Origin of the sequence: Streptococcus mitis, assembly GCF_946190115.1 — a bacterium.
Taxonomy (GTDB): domain Bacteria; phylum Bacillota; class Bacilli; order Lactobacillales; family Streptococcaceae; genus Streptococcus; species Streptococcus mitis_CO.
On sequence record NZ_CAMHZG010000004.1, the window covers coordinates 70,199 to 83,639 of the forward strand.

A 13,441-nucleotide genomic window follows, 5' to 3' on the forward strand; every position below is an offset into this window, starting at 1 on the left:
TTATCTTGATTATAGGGTCGCTTGCCCTCTTATTCTAAAAGCACTATTACTTTTAGCCGAATCTTTTCCTACCATTATACCATTTTTTTGATGATTTTCAAAATGAAGATTTATTTTTAAAAAAGAGCTGGTTGCCCAACTCTTTTCCATCTGCTACTCTTTTTCCATTAAAAAGTCATAAATTTCTTGCACGGTACCCAGCGCCATCATTTCTTGGTCTTTGACGATTTGTTTGAGATTTTGGTAAATCTGACTTTCTCCGATTTCCCGCTTTGGTGCCTCTTTATTCACTGTCATGACCCCATCTTTGATCGTCACAAAGCCTAGCTCTTCAAATACTTGAATCATCTTGACCAGCAAGATTTGCTGGATATTAAGATAAGCTGCTAAATCTTTCAGCTTGTAACGAATATCAAACTCTGGGAACTGGTAGATGGTCTTGTACAATTTAGCAAACTGCTCTCTAGTCCCATAGCCTGTCAGATAATAGGCCTTGTCAATATCATTTTTGAAATAGACAGCAGAGAAATTCTGTTCCTGAAAAATGGTCTTCAGCTGAGTAATATCCTCAGGAACGGTTTTTACGATAACAGCTTCACTATCCGCCAGATTCGGCAATTCTCCAGCAAAATCCAAGACCGGAACTCCTTCTGGCAAGACTGCATTCTTCCCACGGATGTTAAAAAGTTGAACACCCTCCACACGCGCATCCACCATCATCAATTGGAGGGCAGTTTGCCCATTCCATTGGTTGACAGACAATTTGACTGCCAGCTCTAGATTCTTGGTTTGAGCAAACTCTGTTGCCCATCTGCCTTGGCCAAAGGCTACCACTTCAAAACTCGCCTCACCCTTTGAAATTTTCAGCTTGAGATGGGCATTGCCTGCCCCCATGGTACGGGCACTTTCGACCTGAAAATCCTTGATATAAAAGACAGGTTTCTGATTGTCCATACCAAAAGGTGCCAAACGTTCAAAACTTTTGACCGTTTCCAAGCTAAGTGTCTCCAAATCCAGTTCTTCATCTAAGTTCAACTTGTTCTTACCACTAGCATCTGCGCCTTTGTCACGGACATAATCTTCCAAGACCTGAGATAAATCTGAAAGCTTCTCGACTTCCAGCGTCATTCCTGCTGCACCAGCATGGCCTCCAAATGCGATAAAGAGGTCTCGATGAGGATCCAATGCTTCAAAAATATCGACCGCTTCCACACTACGAGCACTACCCTTGGCACGACCGTCTTCTATATTGAGAACGATTACTGTCTGCCCTAGTTCTTCCAACAAGCGACCAGCCACGATCCCTAGAACCCCAGGATTCCAGCCTTCCTTAGCCAAGACCTGAACCTTCTTCTCAGGATCCACCATGGTCCTGGCTTCTTCATAGATAGACTGGACAATTTCCTTGCGCTCTTCGTTTTTCTGATGAATCATAAGGGCAATCTCGTGCGCTTCCTCATCATCAAACCCAGTCAGCAAATCGATGGCAGGATTAGGATCATCCAAGCGCCCCAAGGCATTCAAACGAGGGGCAATCTGGAAACCAACTGTCTCTTCTGTCACTTCATTGGCAGCAATCCCAGCCATATCCATCATTTCTTGTAGACCAATGCGCTGAGTGTGTCCCAACACTTCCAACCCATACTGAACCAAGATACGGTTCTCATCTGTCAAACTAACCATATCAGCAATGGTACCAATAGCAACCAAATCCAGTAGTTCCACTTGCACTTCTTCTAAAAGGGCACAAGCCAGCTTGAAGGCCACTCCACAACCAGCTAAATATTTGAAAGGATAGTCCGCATCTGGATGTTCAGGATGGACAATAGCATAGGCATCTGGTAAGGTTTCAGGCATGGAATGGTGATCTGTGACAATGACATCCACTCCCATAGACTGGGCCAGTTCAATGGCCTCATGACCAGCAACCCCATTATCCACCGTCACAATCAAGGAAATTCCTTCTTGCTCGATAAAGTATTTATAAACACTAGCATTTGGACCATAGCCATCAGTAAAACGATTGGGCAAGTAAACACGGCACTCAGCGCCAAGCTGTTCCAAACTTTCCTTCACAATAGAAGCCGAAGTCATTCCATCCGCATCGTAATCTCCATAAATGAGAATATTTTCCCCTTCTTCAATGGCCTGACGAATCCGTTCCACTGCCTTATCCATATCATGGAGTAGATAAGGATCGTGCAAGTCCTCCAAGGAAGGTTCTAAAAACTTCTTCAGACTTTCTTGACCTTGAATCCCTCTCTCAAACAATAACCGAGCCACCTCAGGACCCAGTCCAGCCTTCTTGGCTATCTTTGTAAAATCCGCATCTTCTACCTGCGGGGCAAACTGCCATTCATAAGTAGGTGTTATCAAAAAGACATCCACTCTTTCTAAGAATTCTATTGCTTCATTATAACATGATTTAGACGTTTTCTCTATCCAGATTGCTTTTTTATAAAATTTTAGTGAATTTTTTCAGATATGATTTGACAAGGCAATTCTTTTGGTGTAGAATCGTGTTATAAAATCTAACACAAAGGAGATTCCTTATGGCTTTAGTAGAATTTGAACACGTCGAAAAATATTACGGAGACTACCACGCACTCCGCGACATCAATCTCCGTTTTGAAAAAGGACAAGTCGTTGTCCTCCTAGGCCCCTCTGGTTCTGGCAAATCCACTCTTATCCGCACAATCAATGGTCTAGAGGCTGTTGACAAGGGAAGTCTTCTAGTCAATGGTCACCAAGTTGCTGGTGCCAGTCAGAAAGATTTGGTTCCTCTTCGCAAGGAAGTCGGCATGGTTTTCCAGCATTTTAACCTCTATCCGCATAAAACGGTGTTAGAAAACGTAACACTTGCACCCATAAAAGTTCTAGGAATTGATAAAAAAGAAGCTGAAAAAACAGCCCAAAAATATCTGGAATTTGTAAATATGTGGGACAAGAAAGATTCTTATCCAGCCATGCTGTCTGGTGGACAAAAACAACGAATCGCCATTGCTCGTGGACTCGCTATGCATCCTGAACTCCTCCTCTTCGATGAACCAACATCTGCCCTTGACCCTGAAACCATCGGTGATGTTCTGGCAGTTATGCAAAAATTGGCCCACGAGGGTATGAATATGATTGTCGTTACCCATGAAATGGGCTTTGCCCGTGAAGTTGCCGACCGCATCATCTTTATGGCTGACGGAGAAGTTTTAGTGGATACGACAGATGTTGATGACTTTTTCGACAATCCAAGCGAACCTCGTGCCCAACAATTCCTCAGCAAAATCATCAACCACGAAAGTGACAAAGTCAAATAAGGAGGCGCCTATGAAAAAGAAATTCTTTCTATCCGCATTATTGATTAGCCTTTTCGGCCTTGCTGCTGCAAAACCAGTCCAGGCTGATACCAGCGTCGCAGATATTCAAAAAAGAGGCGAACTGGTTGTCGGTGTCAAACAAGACGTTCCCAATTTTGGCTACAAGGATCCTAAGACAGGAACCTATTCTGGTATCGAAACTGACTTGGCAAAAATGGTAGCTGATGAGCTCAAGGTCAAGGTTCGCTATGTGCCTGTTACCGCACAAACCCGTGGACCCCTTCTAGACAATGAACAGGTCGATATGGATATCGCAACCTTTACCATCACAGACGAACGAAAAAAACTCTACAACTTTACCAGTCCCTACTACACAGACGCTTCTGGATTTTTGGTCAATAAATCTGCCAAAATCAAAAAGATTGAGGACCTAAACGGCAAAACCATCGGAGTTGCCCAAGGTTCCATCACCCAACGCCTGATTACTGAACTGGGTAAAAAGAAAGGTCTGAAGTTTAAATTCGTCGAACTTGGTTCCTACCCAGAATTGATTACTTCTCTACACGCTCATCGTATCGATGCCTTTTCCGTTGACCGCTCTATTCTGTCTGGCTACATCAGCAAGCGCACAGTACTACTAGATGATAGTTTCAAGCCATCTGACTACGGTATCGTTACCAAGAAATCAAATACAGAGCTCAACGACTATCTCGATAACTTGGTTACTAAATGGAACAAGGATGGTAGTTTGCAGAAACTTTATGACCGTTACAAGCTCAAACCATCTAGCCATACCGCAGATTAAGGAGGACACCCTATGACAGATTTATCATCTTGGACAGCCTATTTTCAGGATTTTGGACAATTTTTCAATGGTTTCCTCTTCACTCTTGCCCTAGCGATTGGATCCTTTATCCTCGCCATGGTTTTAGGCATCTTCTTTGGAGCCATGTCAACCAGCAAACGTCTAAGTTTGCGCATTTTAGCTCGCATCTTTGTGGAGTTTTACCAAAACACTCCCCTCTTGGTGCAGTTTGTTATCGTTTTTTATGGCCTACCTCTTATCAGTGACCACACCATCATGATTCCGATTTATTGGACGGCTGTTCTCTGCGTGGGACTCTATCACGGCGCCTATATCGCCGAGGTAATTCGCTCAGGCATTCAGTCTATTCCTAGCGGTCAGATGGAGGCCGCCTTGTCGCAAGGGTTTACCTATATCAGTGCCATGCGCTTGATTATCTTGCCTCAAGCCTTCCGTATCATCCTCCCTCCTTTGACCAACCAAATCGTCAACCTCATCAAGAACACCTCTACAGTCGCTATCATCTCTGGTGTAGACTTGATGTTTGTGACCAAGTCTTGGTCGGCTCTTAACGGAAACTACATTCCAGCCTTTTTAGGCGCTGCCCTGCTCTACTTCTCTCTTTGCTTCCCTGTTGCCCAATTTGGTCGCAAGATGGAGCAAGCCAACAAAAAAGCCTATTCACTTTAGGAGGTTACTATGGAATCTATTTTAGAAGTTTTGACCCCAGATAACCTAATCTTTATCTTTAAAGGATTTGGCTTGACCCTCTATATTTCTCTGATTGCCATTGTCCTCTCTACCCTTATCGGAACGGTGCTAGCCGTCATGAGAAATGGCAAAAATCCTATCTTGCGCATCATCTCCAGCATTTACATCGAGTTTGTGCGCAACGTTCCCAACCTCCTCTGGATTTTCACCATCTTTTTGGTGTTTAAGATGAAGTCCACACCAGCTGGTATTACTGCCTTTACCCTTTTTACCTCAGCAGCCTTGGCTGAGATTATCCGTGGTGGCCTAAATGCCGTAGACAAGGGACAATACGAAGCAGGAATGTCTCAGGGATTTACTTCTGCGCAAATCCTCTACTACATTATTCTCCCACAAGCGATCCGTAAAATGCTGCCAGCCATCATTTCTCAGTTTGTAACCGTAATTAAGGATACCAGCCTCCTCTACTCTGTTATCGCCCTACAAGAACTCTTTGGAGCTAGCCAAATTCTCATGGGCCGTTATTTCGAACCAGAGCAAGTGTTTAGTCTTTATATCCTGATTGCCCTCATCTACTTCAGCTTTAACCTAGCCATTTCTAGCCTATCTCATATGCTAGCCAAACGTTGGCAACAAGCTGCAGAATAAACAGCCACTCTCCAGTTCAATTGGAGAGTTTTTTCTACGCAATCTCAAAAAAACACTGCCAGATTTCTAGCAGCGTTTTGAGTTTTATTTATCTTAGTAAACTGTTTTTTCAGTTTCTACATCGAAGAAGTGTGCTTTGTTCAAGTCAAATCCAAGTTCAACTGTTGCACCTGTTTGCAAGTAGTCACGAGCATCAACTTTGGCAACAAATTCATCTTTACCAACTTGGCAGTAAAGGTGAGATTCTGAACCAAGCAATTCTGATACAGAGATAGTTGCTTTGACAACTGATTCTGGGAATGTTTCAAGGAAAGCAGGTTCTGCATTCACGTCTTCTGGACGGATACCGAAGATCAATTCTTTACCTTCGTAGCCTTTTTCACGAAGAACTTTCAATGCTCCTTCTGGAACTTTCAAACGGAAACCGTCAGAAACAATTTCGCTACCAACCAATTGCACGTTGATGAAGTTCATAGCTGGGCTTCCGATGAATCCTGCTACGAATTTGTTAACTGGGTTTTTGTAAACTTCTTGAGGAGTACCGATTTGTTCTACACGTCCGATAGTACCTGTACCAGCAGGGTTCTTAGTTGCTGACATGATAACGATACGGTCTGCAAGTGTCATCGCTTCTGTTTGGTCGTGAGTTACGTAGATAGTTGTAGCTCCGATACGACGGTGGATTTTAGCGATTTCAGCACGCATAGATACACGAAGTTTAGCATCCAAGTTTGACAAAGGTTCGTCCATCAAGAACACTTTTGCATCACGGACAATCGCACGACCCATGGCAACACGTTGACGTTGACCACCAGAAAGGTCAGCTGGTTTACGTTCCAAGAATTCTTTCAATCCAAGGATTTCAGCTGCTTCTTGCACACGTTTGTCGATGTCTTCTTTGCTGTATTTACGCAATTTCAAACCGAAAGCCATGTTGTCATAAACAGTCATGTGTGGGTAAAGAGCGTAGTTTTGGAATACCATGGCGATGTCACGGTCTTTTGGAGCTACGTCGTTGACAACCACGCCATCGATAGATGCAGTACCTTCTGTGATGTCTTCAAGACCGGCAATCATACGAAGAGTAGTTGATTTACCACATCCTGAAGGACCTACGAAAACGATAAATTCTTTGTCTTTGATGTCCAAGTTGAAGTCTTCAACTGAGTAGTGTTCGCTGTTTGGATATTTTTTGTAAATATTTTTAAGATTCAATTCTACCATGAGGTGAACTCCTTTTGTCTTTTGATAGTTTTATTATAGATGAAAACGCTTTACATTTCTATGGCAAGATGACCAAAAAAACAAAAAAGTTCTGTGCAACTTGCACAAAACTTTAGAGAATATCTGGTAAAATCAATTGATAACACAAGGTCAGATCTGTCAATTCCTTCAACTGTAGCCCTGTCAATTCTTCCCATTTATCAATCTTGTATTGGAGAGAATTGCGGTGCAGATAGAGTTGCTGGGCTGTTTTAGTGAGAACAGCACTGTTTTCCCAAAGGGAGAGAATGATTTCCTGAATCTGATCCTGGTCCAAAATCATCTGATGTAGACATTCCTTGATTGCTCTCAAGTCCACGAGTCTTTCTCCCATACTCCAAAGATAGAGCTGAGAAAAAGTATGAACACCTTGATGACCCTGACGCCACCAAATCTTAAACAAATCCCGCTCCGCTTTAATCAAGTCTGATAGGGTTTGATACCCCGTCTGAGACCAAACCTGGCCTAACATGATAGAGAGACGAAGTCCAAAGTCATACTCAACCGCTTCAATCGTATCACTTAAAATAGCTCGTACAGAGGTGTATTTGTCTTGCTGAAGTACGAAAACATAATCCTGAGCTCCGACCTGAAGCACCGTCTGACAGTTAGGAAAAAGGGTCCGCATCATATCCAGCCAAGAAGCTAGATTTTCCTGCTGAAAATAGGAAAGATGACAATAAACCAGCTGAATCTTTTTAAAAGTTTGTGGTGCTTGTCCCTTGCCCTCAATCAGAAAAGAATACCAAGGATTGAGCGAACGAGCCTCCTCCTGCTGGGTCAAAAGAGAAATCAACTGCTTCTCACGCTCGCTGAGCCCAGCTTCCTCCAGCAAAATCCACTGCTGAGAAGCTAAAGGAAGAGTTAGATAACCCTCTTTCTCTACTGGTTGGTCTGAAATCTGAGCCTCAGGAAACCAGTCGTGTAGTTCTTTTGCCATCATGTCCTAGCCCTCCACTTTTTGGATGCACCACGAAATCAAGCTCTCAAGACGTTCTAGATTTTCAGTCATATGGAGATAGCCCATGACGGCTTCAAAACCTGTAGACATACGGTAAGTCACCACATCAGCATTTTTGGCCTTGGTGTGACTATTAGTATTGCGACCACGTTTGTAGATTTCTTCTTCTTTTTCCGTTAGGACTTGTTCCTCCAACATGAGGGCAATCAGGCGAGCTTGAGCCTTAGCTGAAACATACTTGGTCGCTTCTTGATGGAGTTTATTGGGTTTGGTCATGCCTTTGAGGATGAGGTGGCGGCGAATATACATGGAATAAACCGCATCTCCTTCAAAAGCTAGCGCAATCCCGTTAATGAGATTGACATCAATCACGTGTCCACCTCACTCCATCTTTGGTATCAAGGAGCTTAATTCCTTGAGCAGCCAATTGGTCACGGATTTGATCCGCTGTCGCAAAGTCACGATTTGCACGCGCTTCTTGACGTTTTTGGATCAAGTCTTCAATCTCTACATCCAAAACTTCCTCAACAAAGACAATCCCAAAGACTTCTAACATGGCTGCAAGAGCTTTCTTAACACTTGCATCATAGTTACCTGAGTTAATCCATTTGGCCATTTCAAAGACTACTGTAATACCGTTGGCAGAGTTGAAATCCTCATCCATAGCTGCTACAAACTTGTCTTTAAAGGTTTGTAACTCTTGGGCGTCCACATTTCCTGTAAATGGTTGCTCATAAGTGTTCTTCAGATACTTAAGATTGGTCTCCGCATCACGCACTGCTTTTTCTGTGAAGTTGATGGGCTTGCGGTAGTGTTGAGTCGCAAAGAAGAAACGAATCACCTGCCCATCGAGGGTTTTGAGGGCATCGTGGACTGTGATAAAGTTGCCCAAGGATTTGGACATCTTGACATTATCGATATTGACAAAGCCATTGTGCATCCAGTAGTTGGCAAAGGTCTTACCTGTTTTGGCTTCTGACTGGGCAATTTCATTGGTGTGATGCGGAAACTCCAAATCGGCTCCACCACCGTGGATATCAATAGTATCGCCCAAAATCTCTGTTGACATGACCGAACACTCAATATGCCAACCCGGACGGCCAGATCCCCAAGGACTATCCCAAGAAATCTCGCCTGGCTTGGCAGCTTTCCAGAGAGCAAAGTCCACAGGATTTTCCTTACGAGCTGTTTCTTCATCGGTACGACCTGAAGCACCTAGCTCCAAGTCTTCCAAGGTTTTATTGGCCAACTTAGCATAGTTGTGAGATTTTTCCACACGGAAGTAAACATCCCCTTGACTCTCGTAAGCAAAGCCTTTTTCAATCAACTCTTCCACAAAGCGGATGATGTCAGCCATAAACTCCACCACACGCGGATGGCGGGTCGCAGGTTTGACGCCCAAGGCCGTCACATCCTCACGAAAGGCAGCGATGTACTTGTCCGCAACCTCCTGAGGCGTGATGCCTTCTTCCTTGGCACGGTTGATAATCTTATCATCTACATCTGTAAAATTGGAAATATAGGCAACCTCATAACCACGATACTCAAAATAGCGACGAATGGTATCAAAAGCCACCGTTGAACGGGCATTCCCAACGTGGATATAGTTGTACACGGTTGGCCCACAAACATACATCTTTACCTTGCCGTCCTCAATCGGGACAAATTCTCGCAAATCACGAGACATAGTGTCATAGATTTTAATCATAAATCATAATCAGGAAAGCTGAAATCCAAGAACAGTTAGTTTCATCACTAAAAGTTCAATTGAATTTCAGTCCGAATGTCTCTACACTTCGGAATCCCTTGCTCCTTTCTCATTCAGATAAACCACCTGAGTCTGTTTGACAAAGCCAATTTTTTCATACAAGCACTTGGCACCTACGTTGCTATCCTCTACTGCAATTTGGAACTCCTTATCATTTTGCTCAATTAGTTGGTTGACAAGGGATTTTGCTAAGTAGCTTCCATAGCCTTTTCCACGTTCAGGTTCCGATATTGCTAAACCGTAGAAATAATTCGTATCGCTCGATAAATCAACCGTGCAAGTTCCAATAACCTGACCGTCTTTTAACAAAATATATAAGCGACTTTCTGGATCCTTCAGAGCTTCAGCAACATATCTATCCACAATCTCTCTAGACTCATGTTTCTTTGAAAATGCCTGAAATTTTAACTGACTAATTTGATCCTGATAGGAACGATCTGCTAACAAAACTTCAAGATTGGAAAGCTTTTCTAACGGATAAGGTCTTCTATCCTTACCTAACCAAGTTTCTGTCTCTTCATCCTCGACCAATCCCCAGTTGCTGATAAAATCAGGATGGCGGTCTAGAAAAACACGCTCTGTCTGAAAAGTGACTGAACAAATAGAGAAAGAAGCTGTTTCTCTCTCAAAACTAGTAAACAATGCACGCGCAATCCCCTGACGGCGATGAGCTGGATGAACCAGTATCGTCACTTCTACATCTTGGTCATCAGCATAGACAGTTAAGAGACCAACAAGTTCGCCTTTTTCATAATAAAGGAAAAAGGCGGGCATGTTTGGATCAAAATTAAGCATGTTAGAGAGATAGGGATCACGATAGGTACCGTCATAGTTTTGGCAACAGTTAATTAGTTTTTTCGCCTCAGATAGCTCCTCTTGGCTTAACTTGTTTCTTGCTTGAATCATATAGCTATCCTCTACAACCCCGACGATCTGTGACTGGCTTCTTTAGCCTGCTCGAGTTTATTGACGTAGTACTCTCGTTTTTCTTCGACTTCGTGGATCGTCGGTTCATCCTTCTGTCCATGAACTCGGACAATCTTGGCCGGAATACCGACAACCGTCACATCACTAGGTACATCTGCTACGACAACTGCTGCAGCACCGACCTTGGCATTTGCACCGATTTCCACTGGTCCGATAACTTGGGCATGGGCTGATATGAGAGCGCCCTTTCGCACGGTTGGATGGCGTTTGCCACAGTCTTTCCCTGTTCCTCCAAGAGTCACCCCATGATAGAGGAGAACTCCCGTCTCAACGATAGCCGTCTCTCCAATCACCAGACCAGAACCATGGTCGATAAAGACACCTGAATCAATCTGAGCACCTGGATGAATCTCAATCTGAGTCCAAAAGCGCCAAAACTGACTGTGCATACGAGCCAGAAGTTTGAAGCCATGCTTCCAGAGAAAATGCGAAAGACGGTGGGCCGCCAAGGCCTTGACACCTGGATAAGTCAGCAAAACCTCCAAAGTGGTGCGGGCCGCTGGATCATTTTCTTTTACGATATCAATGGTTTCGCGCCACCATCCCATACATTTCTCCTTTTCTTATTCTGAATCTTTTGGTGTTTCTGTAAATTCTTTCTTAGGTTTGTGATCCTTGTGATGACGTGGGCGGTGAGGACGCTCTGATTTTTCACCTTTTTCATCACGTTCAGGTTTTGGAGGACGAGGAAGAAGGGCTTTCATAGAAGCATCCACACGTCCTTTTTCATCAATCTTGATAATCTTAACATCAACTTCATCCCCGATTGCTACCAAGTCTTCGACATTATTGGTACGCGTCCAAGCCATCTCCGAGATATGAACAAGGGCATCTGTCTTATCAAAGAGGTTAACAAAGGCACCAAATTTCTCGATACGAACGACTTTAGCACGGTAAACTTCGTCCACCTTAGCTTCACGAACCAAACCAGCAATAATTTCTTTAGCACGATTGATGGCATCTTGGTCGCTAGAGTAGATAGACACATTTCCTTCTTCGTCGATATCAATCTTAACGCCTGTTTCAGCGATAATCTTGTCAATGGTTTCTCCACCCTTACCGATGACAATCTTAATCTTGTCCACATCAATCTTGATGGTATCAATTTTCGGAGCAGTTGGAGCCAATTCTGGACGAACTTCTGGAATGGTTGCTTCAATCACATCAAGAATTTCAAAACGGGCTTTCTTGGCTTGGGCAAGAGCCTCAGTCAAGATTTCTGCAGTGATCCCTTGGATCTTGATATCCATTTGAAGGGCTGTAATCCCGTCACGAGTACCTGCAACCTTGAAGTCCATGTCTCCAAAGTGGTCTTCCAAACCTTGGATATCTGTCAAGACTGTATAGTTGTTTCCATCTGAGATGAGACCCATGGCGATTCCTGCTACTGGCGCCTTGATTGGCACACCACCAGCCATAAGGGCAAGAGTTCCCGCACAGATAGAAGCCTGAGATGAAGAACCATTTGATTCCAAGACCTCAGCTACCAAGCGGATAGCGTATGGGAATTCCTCCAAACTTGGCAAGACTTGAGCAAGTGCACGCTCACCAAGAGCACCGTGACCGATTTCACGACGACCTGGCGCACCGTAGCGTCCAGTTTCCCCTACAGAGTATTGAGGGAAGTTATAATGGTGCATAAAGCGTTTCTTATACTCTGGATCCAAACCATCAATGATTTGAGTTTCACCCATCGGAGCCAAGGTCAAGACTGAAAGAGCCTGAGTTTGTCCACGAGTGAAGAGACCTGAACCGTGCACACGAGGAAGGAAGTCAACAACCGCATCCAAAGGGCGGATTTCATCGACCTTACGACCGTCAGGACGCACCTTATCTTCTGTAATCAAACGGCGCACTTCAGCGTGTTCCATTTGTTCCAAAATTTCAGCCACATCACGCATGATACGGTCAAATTCTTCGTGGTCTGCATATTTTTCTTCGTAAACGGCAGTAACTTGGTCCTTAACTGCTTGAGTTGCAGCTTCACGAGCCAATTTTTCTTCTACTTGAACTGCCTTTTGGAGGTCACTGTTGTAGGCTGCGATGATTTCAGCCTGCAAGTCAGCATCAACATGAAGCAATTCCACTTCTGCTTTTTCTTTACCAACTGCCGCAACGATTTCTTCTTGGAAGACAATCAATTCTTTGACTGCTTCGTGCCCTTTAAGGAGAGCTTCCAACATGATTTCTTCTGACAATTCTTTGGCACCAGACTCTACCATGTTGATGGCGTGTTTGGTACCAGCTACTGTCAATTCAAGGAGAGATTGCTCTGCTTGTTCTTGGCTAGGGTTGATGATGATTTGACCATCCACATAACCCACTTGCACCCCAGCGATTGGTCCGTCAAATGGAATATCTGAAATGGAAAGTGCCAAGGATGAACCAAACATAGCTGCCATTGGAGCAGAGGCATTTTCATCATAAGAAAGCACGGTGTTGATCACTTGCACTTCATTACGGAAACCTTCCGCAAACATAGGACGGATTGGACGGTCAATCAAACGCGCTGTCAAAGTCGCATCTGTTGAAGGACGTCCTTCACGTTTCATAAAGCCACCAGGAAACTTCCCAGCTGCATACATTTTTTCTTCGTAGTTGACTTGGAGAGGGAAGAAATCTCCAGTTGCCATCTTCTTAGACATAACGGCAGCAGTCAAGACAGTTGACTCACCGTAACGTACGACAACTGCGCCATTCGCTTGCTTAGCAACCTGACCAGTCTCTACAATTAACTCACGACCCGCAAAAGTCGTTTGAAACACTTGTTTTGTCATTTTAATCCCCTTTGGATTGATGTAATTATACGCCTTGCCTACAAAAATCAGGATACAACGGGCGTGAAGAATCCCGTATGAAAATAGGAGATTGACGCAGTGTGCGATGCACACTAGGAAATCTATCTTTTTCACTAGGGATTTAGCCCGTGTTCAACTATCTAGATACTTTGAAAAGTTTAAAAATATTATTCTTTAGTATTTTTCCTT

At 43.8% G+C, this 13,441-nt stretch carries 13 protein-coding genes; 4 read left to right on the forward strand and 9 right to left on the reverse strand.

Annotation, left to right across the window (positions count from 1 at the left end):
- Positions 1-9: 9 nt before the first annotated feature.
- The gene (locus N8L90_RS03100) at positions 10-150 is read right to left on the reverse strand and encodes a hypothetical protein (RefSeq protein WP_261024093.1); all 141 of its coding nucleotides are present in this window, start codon (positions 148-150) and stop codon (positions 10-12) included.
- 3 nt (positions 151-153) lie between these two features.
- Positions 154-2,376, reverse strand: a complete 2,223-nt coding sequence (gene recJ, locus N8L90_RS03105; protein ID WP_261024095.1) for a single-stranded-DNA-specific exonuclease RecJ — start codon at positions 2,374-2,376, stop codon at positions 154-156.
- A 176-nt stretch (positions 2,377-2,552) separates the two neighbouring features.
- Here recJ and N8L90_RS03110 point away from each other — a divergent pair, with 176 nt between their 5' ends.
- Genes N8L90_RS03110 through N8L90_RS03125 form a run of 4 tightly spaced genes read left to right on the forward strand, consistent with a single transcriptional unit; the run spans position 2,553 to position 5,475 of the window.
- Positions 2,553-3,311: an amino acid ABC transporter ATP-binding protein gene (locus tag N8L90_RS03110; protein WP_001229571.1), complete on the forward strand. Its 759-nt coding sequence runs from the start codon at positions 2,553-2,555 to the stop codon at positions 3,309-3,311.
- A 10-nt stretch (positions 3,312-3,321) separates the two neighbouring features.
- On the forward strand, positions 3,322-4,116 hold the full coding sequence (locus N8L90_RS03115) for a transporter substrate-binding domain-containing protein (RefSeq protein WP_080982534.1): 795 nt from the start codon (positions 3,322-3,324) through the stop codon (positions 4,114-4,116).
- A 12-nt stretch (positions 4,117-4,128) separates the two neighbouring features.
- Complete coding sequence (locus tag N8L90_RS03120) at positions 4,129-4,806, forward strand: amino acid ABC transporter permease (RefSeq protein ID WP_049522402.1); 678 nt, start codon at positions 4,129-4,131, stop codon at positions 4,804-4,806.
- A gap of 9 nt (positions 4,807-4,815) precedes the next feature.
- Entirely contained in the window at positions 4,816-5,475 is a 660-nt protein-coding gene (locus N8L90_RS03125) for an amino acid ABC transporter permease (protein ID WP_049522401.1), read from the forward strand.
- A gap of 93 nt (positions 5,476-5,568) precedes the next feature.
- Here the strand turns inward: N8L90_RS03125 and N8L90_RS03130 are convergent, their stop codons facing one another.
- From N8L90_RS03130 to pnp, 7 genes are all read right to left on the reverse strand, one after another.
- A complete protein-coding gene (locus N8L90_RS03130) occupies positions 5,569-6,699 on the reverse strand; it encodes an ABC transporter ATP-binding protein (RefSeq protein WP_033677947.1) in 1,131 nt (376 codons plus the stop codon).
- Positions 6,700-6,811: 112 nt separating this feature from the next.
- Positions 6,812-7,681: a helix-turn-helix domain-containing protein gene (locus N8L90_RS03135; protein WP_261024099.1), complete on the reverse strand. Its 870-nt coding sequence runs from the start codon at positions 7,679-7,681 to the stop codon at positions 6,812-6,814.
- Between the two features lie 3 nt (positions 7,682-7,684).
- Positions 7,685-8,071, reverse strand: a complete 387-nt coding sequence (locus tag N8L90_RS03140) for a Mini-ribonuclease 3 (RefSeq protein ID WP_000567913.1) — start codon at positions 8,069-8,071, stop codon at positions 7,685-7,687.
- Positions 8,064-9,407 carry a cysteine--tRNA ligase gene (gene cysS, locus N8L90_RS03145; RefSeq protein WP_261024100.1) on the reverse strand — a complete coding sequence of 448 codons (1,344 nt, stop codon included), beginning with the start codon at positions 9,405-9,407 and terminating at the stop codon, positions 8,064-8,066. Before cysS ends, N8L90_RS03140 begins: the two co-directional genes overlap by 8 nt.
- Before the next feature lie 81 nt (positions 9,408-9,488).
- Positions 9,489-10,373 carry a GNAT family N-acetyltransferase gene (locus N8L90_RS03150; protein ID WP_261024102.1) on the reverse strand — a complete coding sequence of 295 codons (885 nt, stop codon included), beginning with the start codon at positions 10,371-10,373 and terminating at the stop codon, positions 9,489-9,491.
- Positions 10,374-10,384: 11 nt separating this feature from the next.
- A complete protein-coding gene (gene cysE / locus N8L90_RS03155; RefSeq protein ID WP_136937444.1) occupies positions 10,385-11,002 on the reverse strand; it encodes a serine O-acetyltransferase in 618 nt (205 codons plus the stop codon).
- 15 nt (positions 11,003-11,017) lie between these two features.
- Entirely contained in the window at positions 11,018-13,231 is a 2,214-nt protein-coding gene (pnp, locus tag N8L90_RS03160; protein ID WP_261024103.1) for a polyribonucleotide nucleotidyltransferase, read from the reverse strand.
- Positions 13,232-13,441: the final 210 nt, after the last annotated feature.

What these genes read in the sequence shown, in the direction of transcription:
- N8L90_RS03115 (WP_080982534.1), top strand. Translation starts at nt 3,322, where the DNA reads ATGAAAAAGAAATTCTTTCTATCCGCATTATTGATTAGCCTTTTCGGC.
- cysE (WP_136937444.1), bottom strand. Translation starts at nt 11,002, where the DNA reads ATGGGATGGTGGCGCGAAACCATTGATATCGTAAAAGAAAATGATCCA.
- pnp (WP_261024103.1), bottom strand. Translation starts at nt 13,231, where the DNA reads ATGACAAAACAAGTGTTTCAAACGACTTTTGCGGGTCGTGAGTTAATT.
- N8L90_RS03150 (WP_261024102.1), bottom strand. Translation starts at nt 10,373, where the DNA reads ATGATTCAAGCAAGAAACAAGTTAAGCCAAGAGGAGCTATCTGAGGCG.
- N8L90_RS03100 (WP_261024093.1), bottom strand. Translation starts at nt 150, where the DNA reads ATGGAAAAGAGTTGGGCAACCAGCTCTTTTTTAAAAATAAATCTTCAT.
- N8L90_RS03125 (WP_049522401.1), top strand. Translation starts at nt 4,816, where the DNA reads ATGGAATCTATTTTAGAAGTTTTGACCCCAGATAACCTAATCTTTATC.
- N8L90_RS03130 (WP_033677947.1), bottom strand. Translation starts at nt 6,699, where the DNA reads ATGGTAGAATTGAATCTTAAAAATATTTACAAAAAATATCCAAACAGC.
- cysS (WP_261024100.1), bottom strand. Translation starts at nt 9,407, where the DNA reads ATGATTAAAATCTATGACACTATGTCTCGTGATTTGCGAGAATTTGTC.
- N8L90_RS03135 (WP_261024099.1), bottom strand. Translation starts at nt 7,681, where the DNA reads ATGATGGCAAAAGAACTACACGACTGGTTTCCTGAGGCTCAGATTTCA.
- N8L90_RS03110 (WP_001229571.1), top strand. Translation starts at nt 2,553, where the DNA reads ATGGCTTTAGTAGAATTTGAACACGTCGAAAAATATTACGGAGACTAC.
- N8L90_RS03120 (WP_049522402.1), top strand. Translation starts at nt 4,129, where the DNA reads ATGACAGATTTATCATCTTGGACAGCCTATTTTCAGGATTTTGGACAA.